Consider the following 25311-nt stretch of genomic DNA (forward strand, 5'->3'; position numbering starts at 1 on the left):
TGGGTACCCGGATGAACTTACCGCCTCCGGCGCGGACGTGCCCGGAGCGCACCCGAGTGGGCGGGGCGTCTAGAGGACGTCCCCGAGCTCGGTGCGCAGCGCCGACTTGGACTTCGCTCCGGTGATGCGCTTGACCGGCTTGCCCTCGGAGAACAGCAGCATCGCCGGGATGGCGGTGATCTGGTACTCGGCGGCGAGCTCCTGGTTGGCCTCCACGTCGACCTTGGCGACCGTGAGCTTGTCGGACTCGGCTCCGGCGAGCTCGTCCAGGACCGGCGCCATCATGGTGCAGGGGCGGCACCACGTGGCCCAGAAGTCCACCAGGACGGGCTTCGACCCGCTGGCGGCGAGCACGGCCTCGGCGAAGTCGTCCTCGGTCACGTCGATGATGTTAGGGGTGTTCACGGCCATTGTGGTGGGTCCTTTCGGGGTGGGGGTGTGGGCGTCCCGGGTGTCCCGCCCGCGCGGATCGGGTCCGCCCGGTGGGGGTCAGGCCTGCTCGGCGAGCCAACGCTCGGAATCGATCGAGGCGGCGCACCCCGAACCGGCGGCCGTGATGGCCTGCCGGTAGCGGTGGTCCACCAGGTCGCCGCAGGCGAAGACCCCCGGGATCGAGGTCGCGGTGGTCTGGCCGGTGAGGACGTACCCGTCCTCGTCGACCTCCACCTGGTCCCGGACCAATTCGGAGCGCGGGTCGTGACCGATCGCCACGAACATCGCGGCCGTCTCGAGCTCGCTCGTCTCACCGGTGACCGTGTTGCGCAGCTTGAGGCGCTCGACCGATCCACTGGCACCCGAGAGCACCTCGTCGACCGTGGTGTTGAGGACGAACGAGATCTTCTCGTTCTCCTTGGCCCGTTCGAGCATGATCTTGGAGGCGCGGAACTCCTCCCGCCGGTGCACGATGGTCACCGAGGAACCGAACTTGGTGAGGAAGGTGGCCTCCTCCATGGCGGAGTCGCCGCCGCCCACCACGACGATCGGCTTGTCCCGGAAGAAGAATCCGTCGCAGGTGGCGCAGGAACTCACGCCACGGCCGAGGTACTCCTGCTCGCCGGGGACGCCGAGGTAGCGTGCGGCGGCGCCCATGGCGAGGATCACGGCGCGGGCGCGGTGCTCCTCCTCCCCCACGCGGACGATCTTGACCTCGCCGGCCAGGTCCATCGAGGTGACGTCCTCCATGCGGAGGTCGGCGCCGAAGCGCTCGGCCTGCTCCCGCATCTGCATCATCAGGTCTGGGCCCATCATCCCCTCGGCGAAGCCCGGGAAGTTCTCGACCTCCGTGGTGGTCATGAGCGCACCGCCGAACTGCGAACCCTCGAACACCACCGGCTTGAGCTCGGCCCGAGCGGAGTAGATGGCGGCGGTGTACCCGGCCGGGCCGGATCCGACGATGATGACGTCGTGGAGGGTGTCGCTCATGGGTTCTTCGGACTCCTTGGCGGGTGGGGAACGTGGGCCGGGACGATCTGCGGATCCACACGATCTGCGGAACCACTATGCCGATCGATGGATCTACTAAGGCGACAACACCCGGCGGGTCGGTGTTGTTCCCTCAGTCGGTGAGGGTGACCCCCGCGAGCAGCACGCTGAGCTTGGCCCGCCCGCGCGAACACCGGCTCTTGATGGTGCCGGGGCGGGCGTTGAGCAGGTGGCACGCCTCGGCCACCGTGCAGCGCAGCATGTCGACGACGACGACCGCGTCCCGCTGGTCGGTGGGCAGCTCCGCCAGGGCCTCGGCGACGATGATCGCGTAGGCGGGGTCCTGGTAGAAGTGGTCCCGCAGCGAGATCTCCTCGTGGAGTCTGGGAGTGAGCTCGGAGTGGGTGCGCAGGCGTTGTGACCGCATCTTGTCCAGGCAGGCGTTGACCACGATGCGGTAGAGCCAACCCTGGACGGGGCAGGCGTGGCGGAAGGAGTCGGCCTTCCGGTACGCCGAGATGAGGGCGTCCTGGAGCGCCTCGGCGGCGTCCTCACGGTTGAAGGAGGTCCGTATGGCCAGCCGCCACAGGTAGTCGTAGTGGCGCCGGACGAGGGCGGAGAACGCGTCCGGGTCGCCGGCGATGTGCGCGTCGAGCAGTTGGACGTCCGAGAGCGCGGACCCGGCCGTGAGGCGCGACCCGGCGGTGAGCGGGGAGCGTCCCGTGACCGTGGAGAGATCGTCGACGGCGCTGGTGTTCACGGCGGTGACGTTAACGCGGCGGGGACCGCCGTGGGGCTGTCACCTCGGGCCCGGGAGCGGGCAGCCGGCTCGACCTCGCTCGCGACCTCGCTCGCGACGTCGCTCTCGTCGTCGATGCGGCCGGGAGGGCTCGGCCGTGGCCGGGCCGGATCACCGGGTGAGAAGGATCTCGCTGATCGACGCCGCGTACGACTCGGGGCCGGAGGTACCGAGCCGGGTGAACCACACGATCAGGTACCGGGACTCCTCGGGCTCGTCGATCGTCACGGTCCCCGAGCCGTCCCGGATCGTCCCCTCGCCGAGCAGGGTGGTGTCCTCGAGAGAGTCCGGGGACGCACTGTCGGCGACCCGGACCTCGAAGCGCACACCGTCGTCGTCCGAGTGGACCACCACGCGCCGGGTCTCCTGCTCGCCGTCGAGGGTCAACAGGAGGCCCACCCCGGGCTTGTACGCGGCCCCGCCGTCGCCGAGCTGGTTGCGGTAGGTGTCGGTGGACCACGAGGTCGACCTGTCACCGTCCGCGACGTTCGGGGCGCTCGAGGAGTTCTCTGCGACCCCCGCCGACCCGACGGGCTGCCACGAGGTGACGTCCGAGACCGTGACGGGCGTGGACGGTGCCTCACGGGTGGGCTCGGTCTCCCCCGGGCCCGACTCGTCCGATGCGGGCTCGGTGGTCGCGGCGGACCTGCTGGCCTGGGCGGCCCGTTCGATCGCGTCGAGTTGCTGGGACAGGGGGGTCTCGTCGCCGCCACCGGCCAGCGCCCCGAGTAGCCACGCGGACAACAGCGCGATCACCACGACGGCCGCCGCGCTGGTGCCGGCCATGATCTGCCAGCGACGTTTCTGGGTGGCCTCGTCCGGCTGTGGGTAGGCCTCGTCGATTCGGTCCGCGTCGTATCGGTCTGCGCCATACCGGTCCGTATCGAGCCCACCGTGGGACTGCCGGTCCGGACCGACGCCGCGTACCGCGTCCCCCGTCCCGTCCCCCGCCCGGTCGCGCGGACCGGCCACGGGGTCACCGTGTCCGGGTGCTGCCGGAACGGCGTGTCCCCTCGAGGACGCGACGCGGACCGGCCCGCCGACGCGGTCGGAGATCATCGACCGCACGGTGGCGGCCGAGCTCACCGACGACCCGTCGAGGGAGCGCATGGCCAGCACGGCGGACTCGGGCGGGACGCCGGTACCGACCACGGTGGGGTCGAGCGGCTCGTCGTCGTCGTCCACAGGCGCGGACGCGGGGCGACCGTCCCGTGGCTCGTGGAACTCCGACCCCTCGGGCAGGGGTCCCGGCCACCGGCCGGTGAGCAGCGTGTACAGGACCATCCCCAGCCCCCGCACGTCACTCCGGGTGTCGGTGTCGCGGGGGACGCCGGGGAACGCCAGCAGGGCGCGCCCGTCCTCGGTGACCCGGATGCGGTCCGGGGAGTCCACCCCGAGGATCAGGCCGTGCTCGGCCGCGCGGGTGGCGGCGTCGGCCAGACCCCACATCGCGGCCACGGCCGAGTCGGGATCGGGGTCGCCGACGGCGGCGGCGAGGCTGAGCCCGGGGACCCATTCGCTCACCACGATGCCCCCGGCGCGGCCACGGATCACGTCGAGTACGCGGGCGAGGCCGTCCGAGTACACGCTGGTCAGCGCCACGGTGCGGTCGAGGACGCCCGTCGCCGAGCCCGGGGGTTGCTCGCCGGGCAGCGGATCGACGAAGGTCAAGGCGACCTCGCGACCAAGGCGCTTGTCGCGGGCTCGCCAGAACGCCTGACCGGCGACCCCGCCGTGGGGTTCGAGGAGTTCGTACCGCCCACCCGAGACCAGTCCCCCGGCGGTCAGGCGCGGTGGACCCGAGGGCGAACCCTGCGCCGGAACACCGTTGGCATCGCCCACCCGTCGACCTCCTCGATGACGCGGCCGTCCAGCCGATCCGCCCGCTCCTGACCCCCCGAGTGTACGGTTCGCCCGGCCCGGGACGACTATCGCCTCAGACGCCCCACGAGGCCCCGGAGGACGGGCGTGACGGCGTCCAGCTCCGGGAGTCGTGACCGCGACAGGATCAACCCGGTGACCACGAGGGTGATGACCGCGGCGAGCCCGGCCCGGAAGACGTAGCCGATACTGCCGACCGAGTCGGTGAGCAGGTCCAGGGGCAGGAGGGTGTCGACGGCGAGGGCGACGAGCGCTCCGGCAGCCGACGCGCCGAGGGTCCAGACCGCCGACCTCGCGGTCTCCCGCCCTCGCAGGGAGCCGAGCCTGCGGCGCAGCAGGATGTACCCGGCCACCGCGCCCACGACCCAGCCGATCCCGTTGGCCAGGGCGAGGCCGATCACCACGTGGGAGCGTTCGTTCGCGACCAGCGGGACGATGAGCGACAGGACCACGCGGACGATGGTGATCGCGAGGATCATGACGGTCGGGGTCCAGTAGTCCTCGCGGGCGTAGAACACCCGCTGCTGGAGCAGGACCACCGCGTACGGCACCAGGGTGAACGCCCCGAAGGCCAGGGTGAGGCCGAGGATGTCGGCGTTCTGGGCGTCGAAGTTGCCGTACCGGAACAGGCCGGTCGCGATGGTCGGGCCGAAGGCGGTCATGAAGGCGATGATCGGCAACAGACCGAAGAGGGACAGCCTGGTGCCGAGCGAGATGTCGCGCACGACCGCGTCCGTCCGCCCGGCGACGCCGTTGTCGGCCAACCGCGGGTTGATGGCCGTCAGGAGGGTCACACCGATGATCCCGTAGGGCACCTGGAGCAGCAGCCAGTACGTGCCGTAGATGGCGATGGCCGCCTCGTCGGCGGCGGAACCGATGCGGTTGGTCATGACCAGACCGACCTGCGAGATGAACACGTAGGACAACCCGGCGAGGGCGTTGCCCCCGAACTGGCGGATCCGGGGGTCCAGCCCCCACTGGGGACGCAGGACCACGCCGGCACGGCGCAGCGCGGGCAGCAGGACCGCGGCCTGCACCACCACGCCGAGGGTCGTGCCCAGGCCTAGCAACAGGATCGGGGCGCTGAGGAGGTTGACCGGGGCCGCCGGGTCGATGCCGCTCCCGACCACGGCGAACAGGGCCAGGGTCGCGATGGCCACCAGGTTGTTCCAGACCGGGGCCCACGCACCGGGTCGGAAGATCCCGTTGTAGTTGAGCACGGCGAGCATGACCGAGAAGACGCCGTAGAAGAAGATCTGCGGCAGCAGCAGGAAGGCGAACGCCGTGGCGAGGTCCGTGTTGACCTCACCGTCCCCGAGGTTGAGTTCGGTGAGCAGGGGCGCACAGGCCACCGCCACCACCGTGGCGACCAGCGCCAACAGGGAGGTGGCCGTGAGCAGGCGCCGGATGAACGAGACCCCCCCGTCCGGATCCTCCTGGGCCGCCCTGGCGAGCAGGGGCATGAACATGGCGGTGAGGACCGACCCCAGGACGAGCTCGGTGATCATGTTGGGCAGCGTGTTGGCGGTGTTGAACGCCGAGGCCACGGCGGGGCCGAGAATGGTGAGGATGAGGATCATCCGGACGAAACCGGTGATCCGGCTGGCGAGGTTGGCCACGGCCATCGACCCCGTGGACCGCATCACCGAGGCGTCGGACGAGTCCCGCGTGGTGGTGCCGGTCCCCCCGCCCCGGGTCGCCGGGCCCGGTGGGATCGGGACCACGGGGTCGACGGGTACCGAGTCGGGCGCGAACGAGTCGGCGACCGGTGGCGGCGAGACGGGGCGTGGCGAGACGCAGCTCCCGGATTCGCGGCGGCGGCCCCGCAGCCCGGGATCCGGTCTACGCAGCCCGGGTTCGGGGGAACCCTGCTCGTCGTTCACGGTCGGTGCCCTTCGTCCGCGGGGTCGAGGATCCCCCGACGGTAGCGCAGGTACCGGCGGCCTCCCAGGACGAGGGCGAGTGCGGCCGCGGCGATCGCGAAGCCCTGCGCGACGGGATACCCACCGGACTGGACCGAGAGTTCGACCGGGTCGGACAGTCGCGTCCCGTCCGGCCCGTGGAGGGCGAAGACCACGGTGTGGCGGACCCCGCCCTCGGAGTCGGACTGGGTGGGGACCTGGAGGGTGCGGGAGCCCGCGGCCGGGATCTGGATGAGACCGACCGGGTCGACGGTGATGTCCTCGGGCGCGGTGACGGTCACGTCCACGCGCACGGGGAACGGCAGCGCGTTACGGGTCACCAGCATGAGCGGACTGTTGGGACTCGCCATGGTGAACACGCTGCCCGGGGTCAGGAGATCGACGCGCGCCAGCGAGGCGGTCACCGTCTCCCCGAGCCGCGCCAGGCGGGTCGCGCCGCGGTCCCGGGCGGCAACACCGGTCCCCGTCTCGAAGGTGAGACCGTCCCCGCCGGCGCGTCGACCGGTCTCCGAGATCGCCCGGAGGGCGTCACCCACCAGCGGGTCGAGGTGTGCGGCCGCATCCGCCGAGGTCGGGTCGGAGGTGTCCACCAGCGATCGGAGGGTCCCCGTCCCCGAGAGCGCCCCCGCCAGTCGTCGGACGGTGTCCCCCCCGGGGTCGTCCGCGAAGGGATCGGCGAGTCCGGGGTCCACCGCTCCGGTGGGGTCCTCGGCGAGGCTCCCCTCGGGGATCGTGACGGGACCGGTCAGGCGTTCGGACAGCGGCACCGCACGCATCCGGCCTGTGGAGAGCTGGTCGCCGAGGGTCTCGAGCAGTGAGTTCGCGGACTCCTCGTCGACGCCCCAGACCTGGGGGGGAACCGCGAGGACCCCCTGTCCGGCCACGGCGGTGTCGTCTCCCGCGGCGGCGGAGGAGTTGGTGGCCGAACCGGTGGCGGCGTCGATCACCGGGGCCAGCAGGGCCGCCCGGGCGTCCTGCAGGCGGGCGACCGGGGAGTCGGCGGCGAGCCAGTACCGGGTGGCCGGGTCCGAGTAGCGGGGGTTCTCCGGCATCTCGCCGGTCGCGGCGAGCGAGGCCCCCACGGTGGCCGAGTAGGTGAGCGCCCGCCCGCCGTCGGGCCCGGCCAACCCGACCACCCCGGTCGGCGGGACCAGCCCGGTGTCGGTGCGGGTCGACGGCGCGGCGACGATCGCCGTCCCCCCGCTGGCACCCAGCCTCTGCGCGGTGCCGGGAGCGAGCGTTCCCGAGGCGGGGATCAGCACATCCGGGACCGGGGCCACGTCGAGGATCCGCTCCACCGAGGCCGATCGATCGAGCGCGGCCGAGGTCAGGGAGGTGGAGCCGACGGCGGAGACCACGTCGAGATCGGCCTGCGCGGCCGGCAGGGTCACCACGCACCCGCCCTCGGCCAGTGCCCGCAGCTCGTCCAACCACCGGGAGGCATCCCCCACCACGGCCTCGTCGACGGTGGCGGACCCGGCCTCGCCGTCGACCGGTTCGCCGCCCCCGGGATCGCGGGATCCGTTCCCCTCGTCGATCACGACCGGGCGACCCTCCGCGATCTCGGTCACGGTTCCGAGGAGATCGGGGTCGACCGCGAGACAGGTCGCCCGGCGCAGGTCCCCACCCCCGGGACCGTCGAAGGCGGCCGACGCCGCCCGGACCAGCCCGCTGAGCCGCCCGTCCTCCGAGAGGTCGCGGAGCAGCGATCCGTCGGTGAGGGCCACCACCGGTTCGGGGCCCGCCTCGCCGGGGACGAGGGCGATCCGGGAGGGCGAGGCCGCCAGCGGCCACAGCACGGTCAGCGGGAGGGGTGCCGGGCCGGGCACGTCCGCCGGCGCGGCGGCGCCCACCTCGTCGTCGTCGTCGGGGAGCGGCGCGGGAGGTGGCGCCTCCAGGACGGGGAGCAGCGTGCGTGCGTCGTCGAGACGCGCCGGCGACCCGCCCTCCGGGGTGCCGTTGACGTTGACGAGGAGCGGGTAGACGCCCGGCTCCGTGAGCTGCAGGTCCGGACCGGGGTCGCCGGGGATCTCGCGCGCGGGCAGGGAGACCCGGTACGGCACCGACTCCCCCGGGGCGAGGGTCACCGCCGCCCTCAGGAACTCCCCCTGGACGGGGAACGACGGTTCCGACCACACCAGGGGCTCGCGGACGGACTCCGCGTCGGGAGCGCGGGGGCCTCGTTGGAGACGGACGTCCACCGACTCGAGCGGGACGTCGCCGACGTTGATGATCGTGCCCGACACGGTGACGGTGGGCACCCCGGCCACCGTGCCGACGGCCAGCTGCCCGCCGGCCCCTGCGCCGTCGAGGACCCGGGGCGTGACGTCGTCGATCGTGATCCGCGCGAGCGCCGGAGCCGGGTTGGGGACGTACCCCGCGTCGATCGCCTGCTCGGGGGTGACGGCGCGGACCGGTGGGACACCCCACAGCGGGGCCGATGCCAGAGCCGCGCACAGCGACACGGGGACGACCGCCCTGAGGAGCCGTCCACCCGGCCGCCGGTTCACGGCCGTGACTCCTCCGGATCGTCCCCGCGTGGCCGGCCACCGCGCCCGCGACCCGACCCGGGTCGGATCTCGCCTGCCTCCGCCGGGGTCCCGGCGCTCGCGGATCGGCGGACCGGTTCGGGGCCGCCCGCGCGTCGGGACGGGTCCACGACCTGAGAGTTCTGCGGCACAGGGGACTCCCCCGCCAGCTCGGCTCGGGCGAGGTCCGGCAGCAGCGACCGCGCGGACTCCACCAGCCGCCGTTCGTCGGGATAGGCGAGCCGCCTGGGGAGATGGTCGAAGGCCACCCAGGCGACCTCGGTGATCTCCGGGTCCTCGTCGCACAGCTCGCCGTGGTCGTAGCGGATGAGGTGGTGGTGGACGGTTTTGTGGATCCGGCGGCCCTCGGCGACGAACCAGTAGTCGATGGTGCCGAGCGGGGCGAGCACCGTCCCGTCCACGCCGGTCTCCTCGAGAACCTCGCGACGGGCGGTCTCCTCCACGGTCTCGCCCGGCTCGATGTGCCCCTTGGGCATCGACCACAACATGCGGTTACGTCGGTCGAGGCGTCCGATCAGCGCGACCTCCAGGCGCGAGAGGTCGGGCTCCGATCCCGCGGCGGCCGCCTGTTCGAGCCCACGCACGACGAGGCCGCCCGCCGAGGTCTCGAGCACCGTCCGCAGACGTTGACCGTTCCGCGGGTGCCGTCCGCCCGCGCGACCGCCCCGGGGGTTCTTGGTTCCGGTTCCCTTCGCGCCGGGCACCTTCGACCCGGGCACCTTCGACCCGGGCTTCCCGCCCGGCTTGGACCCGGACTTGGCCGAGTTCTTGGTCCCCGACTTGGCCGGAGCGGCGGCGCGGGAGGGGTTCGAGGTCGCGGACTGGGCGGGTCCGGTCCTGGGTCGGTTCTGGGTGCGGGGGTGTCGCGGGGACTGGCGGGCCGAGGTGGCGCCGGCGGTGCCGTCCCCGGACCTGACCGTCTGGATGGACTGCGTGGGGGTGTCGTCGCCCTGACCGGTGTTGTTCTGCTGGGTCTCGGGGGTCCTACCCTGGCCGCCCCGCCGGCCCCGCCCACCACGACGCCGGCGCCGACCCTGACGGGCCTGACCGCCACCGGGCTGGCCGGACTGGCCGGACTGCGCGGGTTGACCGGACTGGCCTGACTGGCCTGACTGCGCGGGCCGGCCCGACTGGCCCGATTGGCCCGACTGCGCGGGCCGGCCCGACTGGCCCGATTGGCCCGATTGGCCCGACTGCGCGGGTTGACCGGATCTGCCGGACTTCTGGCCCTGGCCGCCCTGGCTGCTCCGGTGGTGCTGGGGCTTGTCCTGTCCCTGCGCGGTCCGCTGGCCGTCGGAGCGCTGGCCGGAGCTGCGCTCGGAGCCCTGACCAGCGGAATCCGAGGTGGGCGTCACGGATCCGGCGGCCCGCCGTGCACGACGCCGCCGCGGCGGGTTAGCGCGCGGTTCGACGGGGCGTTCGGCTTCGGACACCCATCGATGCTACCGGCCGATGTCGCGTGTTCCGTAAATCGTCGGCGTGCCGCCCGCGGATACGGTCAGGTCAGGTGTCAGCGGGCGGGCCACGGCTAGAGTCCGCGACATGAGCTCAGGATCCGCAGGCCACGCCCTGGTCCTCCGTCACCGGGCCAAGCCGGGGCGGCGGGACGAGCTGGTCGAGGTGTGGCGCCGGCACATGCCGGACGCGGTGCAGGCGAACGACGGGCACCGGGCGTACGTGTTCTGCGCGTCCCACGCCGACCCCGATGTCCTGCTGGTGTTCCAGCAGTACCGCGACGCCGCCGCGGCACAGGAGTTCCTCGGAAACCCCGCGTACCTGGCGTACCTGGAGGAGTCGGGTGACCTGTTGACCGGCCCCCCGGAGGTCGAGGCCGTGGAGCCGCTGTGGTCCAAGGTGGCCGGACCGACTCGGTAAGGTCTCCGCTGTGACAGCCCGCAACCCCCACCCAGACCCGCGCGCCTCATCGGACCGCCACGACGCGGCGGTGTTCTCCGGACTGCAGGACGGACCGGGGACCCCGCCCGACCCGGCGGAGTACGAGGCGCGGCGGGTGCGGCTCCTGGCGGGCGCCCAGACGACTCTCAACGACCACGCGGACGTGGTGGCCCCTCTCGCGGCCGCGTTCGGCGAGGCCGGCCACGAGCTCTACCTGGTCGGCGGAAGTGTGCGCGACGCCCTCCTCGGTCGACTCGGCACCGACCTGGACTTCACCACCGACGCGCGACCCGACACGGTCCGCGGCATCCTCGAGTCCTACGCGGACACCGTGTGGGACACCGGGATCGAGTTCGGCACCCTCTCGGCGGTCAAGCACGACGCCTCCGGTATCGAGCAGCAGATCGAGATCACCACGTACCGCGCGGACTCCTACGACGGGGTGACCCGGAACCCCGAGGTGGTCTTCGGCGACACCCTCGAGGGCGACCTGGTCCGCCGCGACTTCACGGTCAACGCCATGGCGGTGCGCCTGCACCCCGACGGGCGTCACGAGTTCTGCGACCCGCTCGACGGGATGGACGCTCTGCTCGCCGGGGTGCTGGACACCCCTGCCGCCCCGGAGCAGTCGTTCTCCGATGATCCGCTGCGCATGCTGCGCGCCTGCCGGTTCGTCTCCCAGCTGGGCTTCTCCCTCGCGCCGCGGGTGTTCCGGGCGATGACGGAGATGACCGCCGAGATCGACAGGATCACCGTCGAACGGGTCCGCGCCGAGCTGGACAAGACCATCCTCGGCGACTACCCGATCGACGGGATCAACATGCTGTGTGAGGCCGGACTGGCCGACCGCGTGCTCCCCGAGGTGCCGGGGATGAAGCTGGAGCGCGACGAGCACATGCAGCACAAGGACGTGTACTGGCATTCGCTCACCGTCCTCAAGCAGGCCATCGACCTGGAGCCCGAGGGGCCGGACCTGGTGCTGCGCTGGGCGGCGCTGCTGCACGACGTGGGCAAGCCCGCCACGCGTGCGGCCAAACCCGGCGGCGGTGTGACCTTCCATCACCACGAGGTGGTGGGCGCCAAGATGGTGCGCAAGCGGATGCGCGCCCTCAAGTACTCCAAACAGATGATCGAGGACGTCTCGGGACTGGTGTTCCTCCACCTGCGCTTCCACGGGTACGGCGAGGGGCAGTGGTCCGACTCGGCCGTGCGCCGGTACGTCTCCGACGCGGGCGATCTGCTCCCCCGCCTCCATCGGCTGGTCCGGGCGGACTGCACCACCAGGAACAAGCGACGCGCGGCCAGGCTCCAGGCCAGCTACGACTCCCTGGAGCACCGCATCGCCGAGATCGAGGAGAAGGAGGACCTGGCCCGGGTCCGGCCGGATCTCGACGGCAACGAGATCATGACGCTGCTCGACCTCAAGCCCGGGCCCGACGTCGGCCGCGCCTGGGCGTTCCTCAAGGAGTTGCGCCTGGACCGCGGCCCGCTGGACCGTGACGAGGCCGAGGCCGAGCTCCTCCGCTGGTGGGCCGGGCAGAACGACCGCCCGGAGAACGGCGACCCGGCGTGATCGGCGGCGCGGTCGACCGCTATCTCGCCTCGACCGCGGGCAGGGCCGTGGCCGCCGTCCTGGCGCTGGTCGGCACGTTGCTCCACACGATCGGCATCCCGGGCCTCCAGCAGATCCCCCCGTACCGCATCGACCTGGACGTGTACCGGGTCGGCGGGCAGGTCTTCCGCGACGGAGGCGAGCTCTACGGCGAGCTCCCCCAGCTCGCGCGGGGTGACATGCTCCCCTTCACCTATCCCCCGCTGTCAGCGCAGATCTTCTCGGTGTTCACGCTCGTCCCGCTGGCCGCGGCGTCGGTCATCATCACCCTGGCGACCATCGCGGTGCTCGCCTATGTGGTGCAGCTCGTCCTCACGCGCACCTGTGATCGCCCGATCCGTGAGCTGTGGTGGGTCACGGTCGCGGTGATGGCCGTGGCTCTGTGGTTCGGCCCGGTGCGCGAGACCATCGGGTTCGGTCAGGTCAACGTGTTCCTCATGGCGTTGGTGTTGGTCGACGTCATCCGCGGCCGGGGCCGCTGGTGGGGTGGGAGCCTCACCGGTCTTGCGATGGCGATCAAGCTCACCCCCGCGGTGTTCCTGCTGTACTTCGCGCTGCGTCGCGATTGGCGGGGCCTGGGGACGGCGGTCCTCGCCGCCCTGGCCTTCACCGGCATCGGACACCTGTTGACCCCGGACGATTCGGCCCGCTACTGGTCGTTCGCCATCCGGGATCCCGCCCGTATCGGCGGGTTGTCCTTCACGTCCAATCAGTCGGTCAACGGGCTCGTGCACCGCCTGGGTCTCGAGGACACGGCGGCAACGGTGGCGTGGTTCGTGGTGTCCGCCCTGGTGGGACTCGGTATCGCCTGGGTGGCGTGGCGGTTGCTGCGTCGCGGCCACGAGGTCGCGGCCGCGGTCGCGGTGGGGTTCGTCGCCCTGTTCTGCTCGCCGGTGTCCTGGGGACACCACTGGGTGTGGTCCGTGCCGGCCGTCGTGCTCACGATGGTGTGGGCGGCACGCGCCGCCGGGAGGGACGACGACGACGAGCGCGGCTGGCTCGTCCTGGCCGGGTCCGGCATCGTGGTCTTCCTGACCACACCGCAGTGGTGGTTCCCCCACGACGAGGGGCGTGAGCTCGCGTGGGGGCCGATCCAGCACCTGGTGGGTGACGCCTACCTCGTCTGGGCGGTGGCCTTCCTCGTCGTCGTCGGCGTCCGGGCCGCCCGGCTCGGCGACCCCGACCGGTACGGCGATCCGGACACGCCGGCGCTCCTCGTGCGCGGCGGCACCCGCTGACCGAGTCCGTCAAGGTCAGGGGCGGCTCTGTGGAGAGCGGATCGGTTGTCCACAGATCGCCGTTCGGCACTGGTCCGGCGCGGCCGTCCGCGACACCATTCCGGGCATGGACTACTTCTTCGGAGACGGCGTCGGTGAGCCGACGCAATGGCAGGGTGCGCCCGAACTCGCCCTCGGGACCGGTGCCGCGGACGCGCTGTGGCTGGATTTCGACGGCGACGGGTACGCCGACGACGCACTGTGGGACTCGGACCTCGACGGGGTCGCCGACCGCGTGGTGACCGATGTGGGTACTGATGCCCAGGCGGTCTACTCGGACGCGGGCGGCCGCGGGGTGTGGAACGTCTTCGCGGGTGGGGCCGGTGCCCTGGCGGCGGGGTCCGTGGGGGCGGGTTCGCTCGGCGCGGGCTCCGCCGGTGGTGGTTCTGTCGGCGCGGGGTCCGTGGGCGGGGGCTCTATCGGTTCGGGTTCCGTGGGCGCGGGCTCGGTCGGCGGGGGTTCCGTGGGCGCCGGTTCCGTCGGCGGGGGGTCCCTGGCGGCGGGGTCACTCCTGGCCGGTGCCGCGGGGGCGGGCGCGCTCGTGGACGGCGCGGTGACGGCCGGTTCGGAGGCGCTCGGTGCGCTCCCGGACTGGGGAGCTCTGCTCGCGGACGCCGTCGGCTCCCTCGATCACGGTTCGCTCGAGTCGGAGTGGGCCAGGTGGACCGCTCCCCCGGTGGTCGAGCCGGCGCCGGGGCCGCCGCCTGCGCCCGCCGATCCGGTTCCGCCGTCCGCGCCCGGGCCCGGGCCGGCAGGTCCTGTGCAGGGGGGAACGGCTCCCGATCCCGCTCCCCCTGTGGTCGAGGTGGACGGCTCGCTCACGGTGGACACCGGCAGTGGGTTGATGTCTGTCATGGACGCGAACGGTGACGGCCACCTCGACATGGCGCTCCCCCACGGTTCGGTCGACGTGGGCACCATCGACGCCGGAGCGCTGGGGGCGGGGTCCGCCGCCGGGTCCGCGGCAGCCGGGTCAGCGGCGGCGGGCTCGGTGGGTGCCGGGTCGGTCGGCGGAGGCTCGGTGGGAGCCGGGTCTGCCGGAGCGGGTTCTGCCGGAGCGGGCTCTGTGGGAGTCGGTTCCGTCGGGATGGGCTCGGTGGGTGTGGGGTCGGTCGGCGGCGGGTCGGTCGGCGGCGGGTCCGTGGCCGCCGGATCGCTCGGACTGGGGTCCTGACCGGAGTCCCACCGTCACGGCGACCGCGGCCGCGACGGCGTACAGGGCGACCGGCACCAGCATGAGAGGGACCGACCGGCCGTCGGCGGGGACGAACGGCAGGACGGCGACCATCCCCACGACGAACGCCGAGTTGAACAGGGCGTCCTGTAGCGCGAACACCCCACCGCGGCGGGCGTCCGGGACGTCGGTCTGCATGGCGTTGTCGGCGACCAGCTTGACCACCTGGGCGCCGAGCCCCAGCGCCAGGGCCCCCGCCACCAGCGCGGTGGGGTCGAGGGTCGGCCCCACCGCGAGCTGGGCCACCGCGGACACGGCGGCGCCGGACGCCACGACCAGGATCCGGCGGGTCCGGGCGATGGCCCACGGGGTCACCACCGCGGCCAGTCCCATTCCGCCTGCGACGGCGGCGGAGAGCAGGCCGAACCCACCCATCCCGGCCACCACCGGGCCACCTCCCCCGTCGGACTCGACGTCGCGCAGCAGCAGGACCGCGAGCATGGTGGTGATGCCGAACGCGGCCCGACCGAGCGTGACCCCGGCCAGCGCGACCCAGACCAGGGCTGTGGAGCGGGCGGCCCGCACGCCCTCGGCCAGACCCCCGGCGAACAGCGTCACGGCATCCCGGGCCACGCCGGATCCGGGGTCGGTGCCGGATTCGTCGTCGTCGGGCCCGAGGTGCCGTGGGGGAAGCGCGAGGATGGCCCACACCCCCAGGACGGCGGTGATCACGGCGGGCACGAGGGTCCACGAGACGGCGGCGTCGCCGGCGCCGAGCACCGCCAGCACCGCGAACGCCGCGACCGCACCGACCGCGGTCACCACCGACCCGACAGTGACCAGGACCGAGTTGGTGGCGGCGAGGATCCGGTCGGGCACCACCCGTGGCATGGCCGCGGTCATGCCGGTGTTGATGAGCCGGCCGAGTCCGATCGCGACCAGGGACAGCCCGAACAGCGCGGCCAGTCCCGCTCCCGAATGGACGGCACCGGCGGCGATGAGCGCGATCGTGGCGACGATCGCCAGGGTTCTGACGAGTGCCGCCACCGCCACCACGACCCGCCTGTCCCAGCGGTCCAGGGCGGCGGCGGCGAACGGGCCCACGATCGAGTACGGCAGCAGCATCACGGCGAACCCGCCCGCGATCGCCGCCGGTGTCGTGGCGGTCTCGGGGCTGAAGAGCACGATCCCGCCGAGCGCGGCCTGGTGGATCCCCTCGCTGAGCAGGGCGGCCAGGCGCGCGGTGGACAGGCGGCCGAGACCGTCGGACTCGCGCAACGCCGTGGCCAGGCGCCCGCGCGTCGGATCGGCCGGTCCTGCGGACAAGGAGGTCACGGGAGCCACCGTAGCGAGACCCGATCGAGGGGACGCGGATGTGGGCGGGCGGTGGCGCGGGCATCATGGGGACATGGACACGGGACCGGACGATCTGAGTGGCGGAGGCCTCTTCGGCGACCGCCTCTACGACGCGATGGACAAGCGGGATCCCGTCGCGGGCTCGCTGCTCATCGCGGCGCCGGACATGCCGGACCCCAACTTCCGGCGCGCCATCATCTACGTGATCGAACACGACCATTCCGGTTCACTCGGCGTGGTGATCACCCGCCGGAGCGACACGCCGGTCGAGACGATCCTGCCCGGCTGGGCGGAGATGTGTGCGCCACCGGCCGTGTTCCACATCGGAGGCCCGGTCAAGCCGGACACCGGGATCGCGTTGGTGGTGCTCGGGTCGGGTGTCGACGGCGAGATGCACCAGGGGTTGCAGCAGATCGAGGGCAGGGTCCACGTGGTGGACCTCGACAGCGAACCCGACCTGCTCCGCGACTCCGTGGAGGGGATGCGCGTGTTCGTGGGGTACACCGGCTGGGCGCCCGGGCAGTTGCAGGGAGAGCTCGACCGCGGCGACTGGTACGTGGCCCCCAGCCTGCCGAGCGATCTGCTCGCGCCGGCGCACGTGGACGTCTGGGGAACGGTGCTGCGTCGCCAGGAGATGCCTCTCCCCCTCTACGCGACCTTCGTGAACGACGGGGACGTGAACTGATCCGACCCGACCGGTCGGGTGTCTCATTATGTGAGACGAAGTAGTCAGATAGTAGGACCGCGAGTATTCTCCCGCTGGTGGACGCAGGAGCGAGCGGCGAGACCCGGGTGGGCCCACGACAGTGGGCGATCCTCGGCGTCGGTACGCTCGCCGCGTCCTCCGCCTCGGCGTTCGTGGCCGGTGTGGCCTTCCTGCTCCCCTACCTCCACTCGGTGGCCGGTCTGTCGCTCCCCGCCGCGGGTGCGCTCGTGGCCATGCCCTCGGTCGGGACCGCACTCACTCTCGTGGCCTGGGGCTGGCTCGTCGACCGCGCCGGAGAGCGGCTCGTGCTGGTGAGCGGATCCGTTCTCACCACGGCCGCCCTGGCAGGCGCTCTCATCACCCCGTCACTGACCCTCCTCGGCGTGTGCTTCCTGCTCGCGGGAGCGGCCTCGGCATCGGCGGCCTCGGCGAGCGGTCGACTGGTGGTGGGATGGTTCCCCGCTGGACGACGGGGCATGGCGATGGGCGTCCGGCAGATGTCGCAACCCCTCGGAGCGGCGGTCGCGGCGATGTCCATGCCGGCGCTGGCCGCCTCGCAGGGTCTCCGGGCCGCGCTGGCGGTCCCCGTGGTCATGGCTGCGGTCTCCGCGGTCGCGGCGCTCGTCGTCGTCACCGATCCTCCCCGGCCGGACCGTCACGACCCCGGGTCCACCACACTCGCCACCTCGCCGTACCGGGCGTCGCGCTACCTGCACCGGATCCACGGCGTCTCGGTGCTGCTCGTACTCCCCCAGGCGCTCATGCAGTCGTTCATGCTCGCGTGGTTGGTCCTCGGGCACGGCTGGTCGCCCGTCTCGGCCGGCGCGGTCGTGACGGTGGCGCAACTGCTGGGTGCGGTCGGACGCATCGTCGTCGGCGTGATCTCCGACCGCGTGGGCTCGCGGCTGACTCCGCTTCGCGCGGTTGCCGTGTCGGTCTCGGTCGGCCTGGCGGTCCTGGCTGCCGCGGAGGTGTTCGGGGCCCCCGGTGTCGTCGCCGTGGCCCTCGCCGTGATCGCGACGGTCCTGTCCGTGGCGGACAACGGACTCGCCTTCACCGCGGTCGCCGAACACGCCGGACCCCATTGGAGCGGGCGGGCCCTCGGAGTCCAGAACACCGCGCAGTTCCTCGCGATCTCGGCGATCACCCCGGTGTTCGCGGCGGGAATCGACCGGTGGGGTTACGGGCCGGTCTTCGCCGGGGCCGCGGTGGTGGCCGCGCTGGCGGTGCCCGTCGTGCCGCGTGCCGACCGGGTCCGGTGATCCCGACCGGTGTGCCCGGTCGTCACCCGGTGGCCGCGCCGGGCGCCGGGTGTCCCCGGTACTGCCCCACCGACCACACGTTCCCCTCGGGGTCTCGGGCGGAGAAGGTGTGGTCACCGTAGTCGGTGTCGTGAATCTCCATGACGATCTCGGCCCCCGCCGCCCGGGCGCGCTGGTAGACGGCGTCGGACTCGGCCGTCACCACGTAGGCGAGACCCGTCCCGGGTGGTGTGGCGTGCGGGTCGTCGTCCCCTCTCCCGCCGTCCCCGAGCATGACGCCTCCGCCCTCCGGCCAGAGCAGTTCGGCGTGGACGATCCGCCCGCCCTCGGTGTGCGAGACGGTCTCGACGAAGCCCAGGGCCTGGACGAGCCAGTCGATCACGACCCGGGAGTCGGTGCAGCGGAAGCAGTGCCAGACGGTGGGCGCGGGTTCGGCGCCGGGTTCGTGCGTACTCATGCCGGTGAGTCTCCCCCGGGGTCGGGCGGCCAGGCTTGGATGTGTCGGAACTCCTCCTCGATCCAGTTCGTCGGCGACGTGCCCGCGTACCGCCGATAGGCGGCGTTGAGGTGGGCGTGGTCGGCGTACCCGTGGTCGTGGGCGAGGTCGGCCAGTCGGAGCCCGTCCGGCCGTGGCCCCGAGGCCCTGCGGACGGCCTCACGCAGGGCCGAGTGAGTTGACTCGAAGCGCAGCAGGTCGGCGAGTGCCTTGGTCCCGATCCCCAGTTCGGCCCTGCAGAGCGTCGACAGGTGGCGGGGCGTCACCCCGACCTCCGAGGCCACCCGGGACACCCGCATGCGACCACCGGAGGCCTCGAGCAGTCGCCACGCGCCCACCACCTCCCGGCGCGGACCGGGTACGAGTTCGTACCTGTCCGCCGCCGAGGCCAGGCCCGCGGCCACGAGGTCGGCGCGGTCACGGGCGGGTGCCGAGGCCACCCGCGAGTGAAGCGCCCGGACCCGGGAACCGAGGACGTCCTCGCCCTCGTGCGTGAGCTCGGAGAGAGCGGACGCCGGCATCCCGAACAGGCGCCGCGCGGCGAGGGGGTGCACCGCGACCTGGACGCCTTCCTCGCGGTCGGGCCGTTGCAGGTAGACGGGTCGGGTGTGGAACCCGCCGAGGCAGACGTCGTGGCGTACCCCCTCCCGGCGGGCCCAGTCCGCGAAGGAATACGAGCACAGCAGAGGAGCGTCCGTGGCGACGACGAGGGTCAGGGTGGAGGAGGGCAGCCCCCGGTGTGGTGGCCGCTGCGGCCGCGGGCCGATCCCCTCCACGGCATACGAGATGAGCCGCCTCACCCCGGGCGGCGGAGTGGCCTCGCGCACGCTCACGCCACCAAGTGTGCCCCGTCCCGTCGGGGGTGACCAGACCCCCGCGGTCGCTACACTGCTCCGCGTGCCGTCCACCCCCTCTACCAGCGCAGAGATCCGCAAGGGTCTGGCCGACTGCTCCACGGTCGGACTCGGTCTGGTCCCCCTGGGACTGGCGTTCGGGGTCCTGCTCACCCAGGCGGGATTCGCGTGGTGGTGGGCCCCGGTGTTCTCCGTGGTGATCTACGCGGGGTCCATGGAGTTCCTGGCGATCGGTCTGCTCACGGCCCTCACTCCCTTGTACTCGCTGGCCGCGGCGGCGTTCCTGGTCAACTTCCGCCACGTCTTCTACGGACTGAGTTTCCCGTTGGACGCCATCCGCTCGCGTCTCGGCCGCCTCTACGCCGTCTACGCGCTCACCGACGAGGTCTACGCGATCACCGCCACCAAGCGGCGCACGGAGATGACGGGGGCGCGGACGTTGACCATCTCCCTCACCTGTCAGACGCTGTGGGTGGTCCCCGGCATCGTCGGCGCGCTCGTCGGGGCCGCTCTGCCCGCCGGGCTCGACGGTCTGCAGTTCGCGCTGACCGCGCTGTTCGCCGTCCTCGCGGTGGACGCGTGGCGTGCCTCGGGAGACCTGCCGGCCCCCGTGATCGGCCTGGTGTGCGGTCTGGTGGCGGCGTGGCTGGCCCCGGAGCAGATGCTGATCGTGGGGCTGTGCGCGTTCGTGGCCGTGTTGATCGCGCGGTACGCGTGGGCGACCCGCGAGGGGCGGGAACCGGCGTGAGCTCACCGTTGACCGGTGCCCCGGTGCCGGGAGCCGGCTATCTGCTCGCCGGGCTGGGAGTGATGTTCGTCGTGACCATGGCCCTGCGCGCCGCCCCGTTCGTCGCGCTCACCCGGCTCCGCGACTCGCGGGTCGTGCGCTATCTGGGCCGCACGATGCCGGCCGGCGTGATGGTGGTGCTGGTGGTCTACACCCTGCGCGACACCACCGCCGCCCTCGGCTCCTGGCTGCCCGCCGGAGCCGCGTTGGCTCTCACCCTGGCGGTGCACCTGGTGTGGCGACGGGCGGCGGCGAGCATCATCGTGGGTACCGCCACCTACATGCTGTTGGGAGCCTGGCTCGGGTGAGACCGGCACGCGCGTCCCCCGATGCACTGCCGCACGAGCAGGGGGGCAGGCGAGAGTTCACCGGGAGGAGCGGCTCCGCGGAACCACGGCGGCCCGGCCGATTCCTGCAGCTCAGTGGGCCACAGGACAGGTGCCCAGGTCGACCTTCCACTCGGTGAGGCCGTTGAGCCAGCCGGACCGCAGCCGCGTGGGTTCGCCCAGCGCGGTGAGGTCGGGGAAATAGTCGGCGACGGCGTTGAAGATGATCTCGAGCTGCATCTTCGCCAGATTGGCGCCGAGGCAGTAATGGGGACCCTGCCCACCGAAGGTCACGTGGGGGTTCGGGTCGCGGAGGATGTTGAACGTGAACGGGTCCTCGAAGACGTCCTCGTCGAAGTTCGCCGATCCGTAGCAGATCAGCACGCGATCCCCCTTGGCCATGGACACGCCTCCGATCTCGACGTCCTCCATGGCGGTCCGCTGGAACTGGGTGATCGGTGAGGCCCACCGGAGGATCTCGTCGTAGGCGGTCTCCGGGCGCTCGCGCTTGAACAACTCCCACTGGTCGGGGTTCTCCAGCATGGCCACCATGCCGTGGGTGGTGGCGTTGCGGGTGGTCTCGTTGCCGGCGACGGACAGCAGGGTGACGAACCAGCCGAACTCCTCGGGCGACAGGTGCTCTCCGTCGACGTCGGCCTGGACGAGCTTGGTCACGATGTCGTCCCGCGGGTTGGCGGCGCGGTCCTCGGCCATGGTGTTCGCGTACCCGATGAGTTCCATGGACGCGATGGCGGGAGCGTCGGGGTCGCCCCCGGCGTCGTAGCTGGTCATGATGTTGGACCACTCGAAGATCTTGTGGCGGTCCTCCTGCGGAACGCCGAGCAGATCCGCGATCGCCTGGAGCGGGAGCTCGGAGGCGATCGCGGTGACGAAGTCGTCGGCGTTCGACTCCGCGGCGGCGGTGACGATCTTGCGCGCGCGGTCGGCGAGTTCCTCGCGCATGCCGGCCACGCCGCGTGGGGTGAAGCCGCGGGAGATGATCCGGCGGTGCTTCTTGTGGATCTCACCGTCCTCGTTGACCAGCATCGACCGCTGCGCCTCGATGATCGAGCGGTCGGTTCCCTCGGAGAACCGAGGGATCATCGTGTTCTCCCCCGCGGAGAACAGTTCGCCGGTGAGGCGCGAGATCTCCTTGACGTCGGCGTGCCTGGTGACGAGCCAGTAGTGGTCGTCGTCGAAGCCGTCCGACCCGGGACGCTTGTCGACGCGGTGGATCGGTTCGGTCTGCCGCAACTGGCGCCACTCCTCATGCGGGAGTCGTTTCTCGAACAGGTCCGGGTCGGTGAAGTCGAATCCTGCTGGGATGGTCACGTTCACGATGTCTCCTGCGCCTCGTCCACCGCCGGTCGGCAGGTGTGGGAAAGGTGAATAGTGGTAACTATATACGCGTGGCACTGTCTGGGAGTGAGATTCTCGATCGCGCGTTGATGCTGGCCGAGGAGATGTCGGGTTCGATCGAGCGCGCTGCGGCGAACTACGGCCTCACGGTGCCGCGACTGGAGTTGCTGTTCGTCCTGGGGCTCGAGGGCGAGTGCAAGCAGGTGGAGCTGGCGACCTTCCTGGACTGCTCGCCGCGCCAGGTCACCGCACTCGTCGACGGGCTGGTCGCCAGCGGACACGTGGTCCGGACCATGCCGCCGGACGACCGGCGGGTCCGTCTGGTCAACCTCACCGACGAGTCGCGTCGGATCGTCGAGGAGGTCGTGTCGGCGCGTGTCGCGCTGGCGGAGTGGCTGTTCGACGGGCTCGACGACGACGAGCTGCAGGCATTCGGTGCCGTCTCGGAGAAACTGGTCTCGCGAATGGGTGGACGGTCACTGAGCCGGCTGGCCGAGCAGTGAGTAAGAGCGGCGAATCAGTCCCCTGACACCAGCATGTGAACGATGCTTGCCCTATGGGTCTTCGACACGTTGTGGCCGCGGTGGCTTCCGTTCTGGTGCTCGGCGCGTGTGGGTCCGGGGAGGGCGCGCCGGACAGTACAGCGACGTCGTCATCATCGCCATCGGTCCCGACGACCTCTGCGGAAGCGGAACCGGCCGAAGAGCAGGTGGAAGAAGGCAACGCAATCGACGAAACCCCGGTCGAGGAGACTGCCGAGACGGTCGCGCAGCCGCACATCATCGACTGTCAGAGGGGATTGGGCCCCGTCGAGACGTATTGGTCAGACGGAACTGTGACCGGCTACTCCGAGTACTGTCAGTCGGTCAGCGATGCCACGCTCCGGGAAGAGCGCGAGGCCAACACTCCTGTGTGCGACGGAGCCGTCTGCCGCTATCCGAGTGGCGCAGAGATGCCCGATCCCAATGCTCAGCCGGCGTTCGATGTGCCCTACACCTGCAACTATGACGTCCTGTGCGACGACGCGGGCAACGTGATTCCGGGGCCGGGAGGGCCGGAAGTCGGGGTGCTGCTGGGCAACGGGCAGACGTGTGCGGGCAACGGCTGCACTCGACCTCGATGAGTGGGGTTCAGGTCGTGCAGGCCGCGCAGCCGGTCTCGTCCCGGGCGTATTCGACGAACCCGCGAGACAGGTAGTTCGGGATCGCGGCCGGGGAGTCGTCCCCGCACGTGTGCAGCCATACCCTGCGGCACCCCGGGACCTGCCAGGCGATCCGGACGGTCTCGGAGAGGAACCATCCGCCGAGACCCAGGCCGGCGAAGCGCGGGAGCAGGCCGAAGTACACGATCTCGACATCGACACCGTCAGCCGGGTCCCCGTGGCCCGAACCCGGCTCGTCCCCGAGCGGGCTCATGCGAAGTTCGGCGAACCCGGCGACCTCGCCGCCCCGGGTCGCCCGGAAGGTGGTGACGCAGGGGTCCGCGCAGTAGGAGGCCCAGCGTCCGTCCGACCACTCGAGTCGGTCGGTCCACTTCCAGTCGGCGCCGATCTCGCCGTACATCTGCGAGTTGAAGGCGGGCTCGGCGGGGAAGACCCGGGAGATCGTCAGGTCCGCGCGGCGAGCCGGGCGCAGCCACGACGCGGAGGTCTGCTGCAGATAGGTCACGCTGGTCATCGCGCTATTCAAGCACCGGAGCCCTGCGGCGACCCAACCGGAGCCGGGGCGCAGCAGGGTGCGGTGGACGCCGGGCGTCAGTTGACGGTGAGGTGTACTCCCGGAATGTTCAGCCCATTGACAGCTCCCGCAACAGCGGCCGCGCCGTTGTTGAAGCCATCCGCACTCGCACTCTGCAGGCCCGCGCCGGTGAACGGATTGGCTGCGGCGGCTCCGCCGAGACCGAGAGCAGAGACGGCGCTGCCGGTGCCGAGTCCGGCGGCACCGATACCGGCGGCGAGTGGAGAGATGCCGAGTGCCGCGGCGGGACCGAGGTACGGGAGGATCGCCGCGCCCAGGCCGATGAGAAGGGTGATGGGGTCCATGGTGGGTCCTTTCGTTGATTCTCTGGAACGTCAGCCGATGGTCACGTGCTTCGGCTGCACGACTGGTGGAGGCTGCACCGGGATCAACGGGATGGTGATGGCCGGCGGTGCGGGCGCTGGTGGAGGAGCAGGTTCGGGTGGCGGCGCGGGAATCGGCGCAGGAGCACGACCTGGCGCCGGAGCCGGCCGATGGGGCTGCGCGGCCGGTGCGGGAGCCGGGGCTACGCGAACGGTCGCGGCGGCCCCAGCCGGAACGGCACGAACCGCGGGCACCTCTGGGGTGGACGATGCCAGGGGCTCCCGCGTGACCGAGGCGGTCGACGTGGCTGGGACGGGTGGCTGCGGAGTCGTCGTCGTGGGGTGGTCCGTGGTGACCGTGGCGACGGTGGTGGTCAACCCGGCCTGGGCGATCGGGGCGTCGGACGAGGCCCCATCGAGGACCTCGGATCCCCCGGCGGTGAGGACCGCGGCAGCGGCACCCGCGGTGATGCCGAGGAGGACCAGTCCGGCGAGGGCAAGCGATGCCGTCATCGGACTCGGCGCTCTCCGCGCGGTATCGCCGTCCATTCCCGCCCTCCCGGTCACTCGAACGGAACACTGTGGTCGTTCACACACGTGCCACTCAGCTCGTGCGGCGAGAACGTTCAGGGGAGCCTCCGCGGCTGGCAATTGCTTCGTCGACTAAGGATGAGAGCCCGGTTTCGAGGGGTTGACCTGCTGATACATCGTCAACATGGGTGTTATTCGCATTGCCGCTGGTAGGGCGCGGGGAACGGTCGGGGAGCACGTGGTCGGAAGTCAGACGAACATTCGCTTACATCATGCCTGCTGTGATACGGAACACGGCCGACGCGTTCAGTTGCGGTTCAGCGTGACCTCCGTAGTGTCGCGGCATGGCTACCGTCTTGATGATCATGTCCGCCGCCGACCACTGGACCCTCAAGGACGGGTCGGCGCACCCCACCGGTTTCTGGGCGGAGGAGTTCGTCGCCCCGTACGAGGTGTTCACCGACGCCGGCTGGTCCGTCACCGTCGCGACCCCGGGTGGGCGTGCTCCCACCGTTGACCAGGCAAGCCTCGGCGAAGGCGCCGGCGACCCGGAGACTCTCGACAAGGTCAAGGCCTCGCTCGATCGGCTCGCGCCCGTCCTGAACGCGCCGGCCGACCTGGCCTCCGTCGACCACAACCAGTTCGACGTGGTGTTCTACCCGGGCGGTCACGGCCCGCTGGAGGACCTCGCCGTGGACAAGACCTCCGGGGCGATCCTCGCCGAGCGGGTGACCGCGGAGAAGCCGCTCGCCATGCTGTGCCATGCCCCGGCGGCCGTCCTCGCGGCGTCGGATGACGCGTCGACCTCGCCGTTCGCGGGATTCAAGATGACCGGGTTCTCCAACGTCGAGGAGGAGCAGGTCGGGCTGGCGGAGAACGCGCCCTGGTTGCTGGAGGACAAGCTCGTCGAGCTGGGGGCCGAGTACTCCTCGGCCGCCGAGCCGTGGGGCTCGCATGTGGTGGTCGACCGCAACCTCTACACGGGTCAGAACCCCCAGTCCTCGGAGGAGCTCGCCAAGCGGATCGTCTCCGACCTCGGCTGA

23 protein-coding genes are annotated in these 25311 nt (G+C 71.7%); 10 read left to right on the forward strand and 13 right to left on the reverse strand.

All coding sequences use genetic code 11. The features are described 5' to 3' along the window. Positions 1 to 69: 69 nt before the first annotated feature. The 7 genes from trxA to ABD250_RS17165 form a co-directional block, all read right to left on the reverse strand. Entirely contained in the window at positions 70 to 411 is a 342-nt protein-coding gene (gene trxA / locus ABD250_RS17135) for a thioredoxin (RefSeq protein WP_179524000.1), read from the reverse strand. A gap of 78 nt (positions 412 to 489) precedes the next feature. Further along, a complete protein-coding gene (trxB, locus tag ABD250_RS17140; protein WP_179523999.1) occupies positions 490 to 1422 on the reverse strand; it encodes a thioredoxin-disulfide reductase in 933 nt (310 codons plus the stop codon). Positions 1423 to 1555: 133 nt separating this feature from the next. Then, the gene (sigM, locus tag ABD250_RS17145) at positions 1556 to 2182 is read right to left on the reverse strand and encodes an RNA polymerase sigma factor SigM (protein WP_182658030.1); all 627 of its coding nucleotides are present in this window, start codon (positions 2180 to 2182) and stop codon (positions 1556 to 1558) included. Between the two features lie 150 nt (positions 2183 to 2332). After that, positions 2333 to 4063 carry a protein kinase family protein gene (locus ABD250_RS17150; RefSeq protein WP_182658029.1) on the reverse strand — a complete coding sequence of 577 codons (1731 nt, stop codon included), beginning with the start codon at positions 4061 to 4063 and terminating at the stop codon, positions 2333 to 2335. An 86-nt stretch (positions 4064 to 4149) separates the two neighbouring features. Continuing rightward, positions 4150 to 5985: a lipid II flippase MurJ gene (gene murJ, locus ABD250_RS17155; protein WP_182641031.1), complete on the reverse strand. Its 1836-nt coding sequence runs from the start codon at positions 5983 to 5985 to the stop codon at positions 4150 to 4152. After that, positions 5982 to 8534: a hypothetical protein gene (locus tag ABD250_RS17160; RefSeq protein ID WP_344393468.1), complete on the reverse strand. Its 2553-nt coding sequence runs from the start codon at positions 8532 to 8534 to the stop codon at positions 5982 to 5984. The genes murJ and ABD250_RS17160 overlap by 4 nt, the downstream gene beginning before the upstream one ends. Further along, positions 8531 to 9928: an NUDIX hydrolase gene (locus tag ABD250_RS17165; protein WP_344393470.1), complete on the reverse strand. Its 1398-nt coding sequence runs from the start codon at positions 9926 to 9928 to the stop codon at positions 8531 to 8533. Before ABD250_RS17165 ends, ABD250_RS17160 begins: the two co-directional genes overlap by 4 nt. Positions 9929 to 10115: 187 nt before the next feature. Between ABD250_RS17165 and ABD250_RS17170 the strand changes: the two genes are divergently transcribed. The 3 genes from ABD250_RS17170 to ABD250_RS17180 all read left to right on the forward strand — a co-directional run bounded on the left by ABD250_RS17170 (position 10116) and on the right by ABD250_RS17180 (position 13319). After that, positions 10116 to 10448, forward strand: coding sequence for a putative quinol monooxygenase (locus tag ABD250_RS17170; RefSeq protein ID WP_179523994.1), 333 nt, complete (start codon positions 10116 to 10118; stop codon positions 10446 to 10448). A 70-nt stretch (positions 10449 to 10518) separates the two neighbouring features. Next, entirely contained in the window at positions 10519 to 12042 is a 1524-nt protein-coding gene (locus ABD250_RS17175; RefSeq protein ID WP_182616599.1) for a CCA tRNA nucleotidyltransferase, read from the forward strand. Then, positions 12039 to 13319: a glycosyltransferase 87 family protein gene (locus ABD250_RS17180; RefSeq protein ID WP_182658322.1), complete on the forward strand. Its 1281-nt coding sequence runs from the start codon at positions 12039 to 12041 to the stop codon at positions 13317 to 13319. Before ABD250_RS17175 ends, ABD250_RS17180 begins: the two co-directional genes overlap by 4 nt. A 1012-nt stretch (positions 13320 to 14331) precedes the next feature. Here ABD250_RS17180 and ABD250_RS17185 read toward each other — a convergent pair. Continuing rightward, positions 14332 to 15867, reverse strand: a complete 1536-nt coding sequence (locus tag ABD250_RS17185; protein ID WP_344393473.1) for an MFS transporter — start codon at positions 15865 to 15867, stop codon at positions 14332 to 14334. 73 nt (positions 15868 to 15940) lie between these two features. On the opposite strand from ABD250_RS17185, the gene ABD250_RS17190 reads away from it, so the two are divergent. Both ABD250_RS17190 and ABD250_RS17195 read left to right on the forward strand, forming a co-directional pair. Beyond that, positions 15941 to 16573: a YqgE/AlgH family protein gene (locus ABD250_RS17190; RefSeq protein WP_179523990.1), complete on the forward strand. Its 633-nt coding sequence runs from the start codon at positions 15941 to 15943 to the stop codon at positions 16571 to 16573. Positions 16574 to 16650: 77 nt separating this feature from the next. Beyond that, entirely contained in the window at positions 16651 to 17856 is a 1206-nt protein-coding gene (locus ABD250_RS17195) for an MFS transporter (protein WP_304816730.1), read from the forward strand. Between the two features lie 22 nt (positions 17857 to 17878). Here ABD250_RS17195 and ABD250_RS17200 read toward each other — a convergent pair whose 3' ends face one another. Then, complete coding sequence (locus ABD250_RS17200) at positions 17879 to 18313, reverse strand: VOC family protein (RefSeq protein ID WP_182658364.1); 435 nt, start codon at positions 18311 to 18313, stop codon at positions 17879 to 17881. Further along, complete coding sequence (locus ABD250_RS17205; RefSeq protein ID WP_182658363.1) at positions 18310 to 19185, reverse strand: helix-turn-helix domain-containing protein; 876 nt, start codon at positions 19183 to 19185, stop codon at positions 18310 to 18312. The genes ABD250_RS17200 and ABD250_RS17205 overlap by 4 nt, the downstream gene beginning before the upstream one ends. A gap of 64 nt (positions 19186 to 19249) precedes the next feature. On the opposite strand from ABD250_RS17205, the gene ABD250_RS17210 reads away from it, so the two are divergent. Further along, positions 19250 to 19954, forward strand: coding sequence for an AzlC family ABC transporter permease (locus tag ABD250_RS17210; protein ID WP_179523987.1), 705 nt, complete (start codon positions 19250 to 19252; stop codon positions 19952 to 19954). Between the two features lie 62 nt (positions 19955 to 20016). Beyond that, positions 20017 to 20301 carry a branched-chain amino acid transporter permease gene (locus tag ABD250_RS17215; protein WP_179526069.1) on the forward strand — a complete coding sequence of 95 codons (285 nt, stop codon included), beginning with the start codon at positions 20017 to 20019 and terminating at the stop codon, positions 20299 to 20301. Between the two features lie 111 nt (positions 20302 to 20412). Here the strand turns inward: ABD250_RS17215 and ABD250_RS17220 are convergent, their stop codons facing one another. Further along, the gene (locus ABD250_RS17220; RefSeq protein ID WP_182644720.1) at positions 20413 to 21660 is read right to left on the reverse strand and encodes a cytochrome P450; all 1248 of its coding nucleotides are present in this window, start codon (positions 21658 to 21660) and stop codon (positions 20413 to 20415) included. A 68-nt stretch (positions 21661 to 21728) separates the two neighbouring features. Here ABD250_RS17220 and ABD250_RS17225 point away from each other — a divergent pair, with 68 nt between their 5' ends. After that, positions 21729 to 22181: a MarR family winged helix-turn-helix transcriptional regulator gene (locus tag ABD250_RS17225; protein WP_338404158.1), complete on the forward strand. Its 453-nt coding sequence runs from the start codon at positions 21729 to 21731 to the stop codon at positions 22179 to 22181. 53 nt (positions 22182 to 22234) lie between these two features. Continuing rightward, complete coding sequence (locus tag ABD250_RS17230; RefSeq protein ID WP_182658362.1) at positions 22235 to 22801, forward strand: hypothetical protein; 567 nt, start codon at positions 22235 to 22237, stop codon at positions 22799 to 22801. 7 nt (positions 22802 to 22808) lie between these two features. Here ABD250_RS17230 and ABD250_RS17235 read toward each other — a convergent pair whose 3' ends face one another. Further along, positions 22809 to 23354: a GNAT family N-acetyltransferase gene (locus ABD250_RS17235; protein ID WP_182615414.1), complete on the reverse strand. Its 546-nt coding sequence runs from the start codon at positions 23352 to 23354 to the stop codon at positions 22809 to 22811. Positions 23355 to 23431: 77 nt separating this feature from the next. Continuing rightward, positions 23432 to 23719: a hypothetical protein gene (locus tag ABD250_RS17240; RefSeq protein WP_182615412.1), complete on the reverse strand. Its 288-nt coding sequence runs from the start codon at positions 23717 to 23719 to the stop codon at positions 23432 to 23434. An 893-nt stretch (positions 23720 to 24612) separates the two neighbouring features. On the opposite strand from ABD250_RS17240, the gene ABD250_RS17245 reads away from it, so the two are divergent. Further along, on the forward strand, positions 24613 to 25311 hold the full coding sequence (locus ABD250_RS17245) for a type 1 glutamine amidotransferase domain-containing protein (RefSeq protein WP_182658361.1): 699 nt from the start codon (positions 24613 to 24615) through the stop codon (positions 25309 to 25311).

It is taken from the genome of Dietzia cercidiphylli (assembly GCF_039531545.1).
GTDB classification, from domain to species: domain Bacteria; phylum Actinomycetota; class Actinomycetes; order Mycobacteriales; family Mycobacteriaceae; genus Dietzia; species Dietzia natronolimnaea.

What these genes read in the sequence shown, in the direction of transcription:
- trxA (WP_179524000.1), bottom strand. Translation starts at nt 411, where the DNA reads ATGGCCGTGAACACCCCTAACATCATCGACGTGACCGAGGACGACTTC.
- trxB (WP_179523999.1), bottom strand. Translation starts at nt 1,422, where the DNA reads ATGAGCGACACCCTCCACGACGTCATCATCGTCGGATCCGGCCCGGCC.
- ABD250_RS17170 (WP_179523994.1), top strand. Translation starts at nt 10,116, where the DNA reads ATGAGCTCAGGATCCGCAGGCCACGCCCTGGTCCTCCGTCACCGGGCC.
- ABD250_RS17190 (WP_179523990.1), top strand. Translation starts at nt 15,941, where the DNA reads ATGGACACGGGACCGGACGATCTGAGTGGCGGAGGCCTCTTCGGCGAC.
- ABD250_RS17200 (WP_182658364.1), bottom strand. Translation starts at nt 18,313, where the DNA reads ATGAGTACGCACGAACCCGGCGCCGAACCCGCGCCCACCGTCTGGCAC.
- ABD250_RS17215 (WP_179526069.1), top strand. Translation starts at nt 20,017, where the DNA reads ATGTTCGTCGTGACCATGGCCCTGCGCGCCGCCCCGTTCGTCGCGCTC.
- ABD250_RS17230 (WP_182658362.1), top strand. Translation starts at nt 22,235, where the DNA reads ATGGGTCTTCGACACGTTGTGGCCGCGGTGGCTTCCGTTCTGGTGCTC.
- ABD250_RS17235 (WP_182615414.1), bottom strand. Translation starts at nt 23,354, where the DNA reads ATGACCAGCGTGACCTATCTGCAGCAGACCTCCGCGTCGTGGCTGCGC.
- ABD250_RS17240 (WP_182615412.1), bottom strand. Translation starts at nt 23,719, where the DNA reads ATGGACCCCATCACCCTTCTCATCGGCCTGGGCGCGGCGATCCTCCCG.
- ABD250_RS17245 (WP_182658361.1), top strand. Translation starts at nt 24,613, where the DNA reads ATGGCTACCGTCTTGATGATCATGTCCGCCGCCGACCACTGGACCCTC.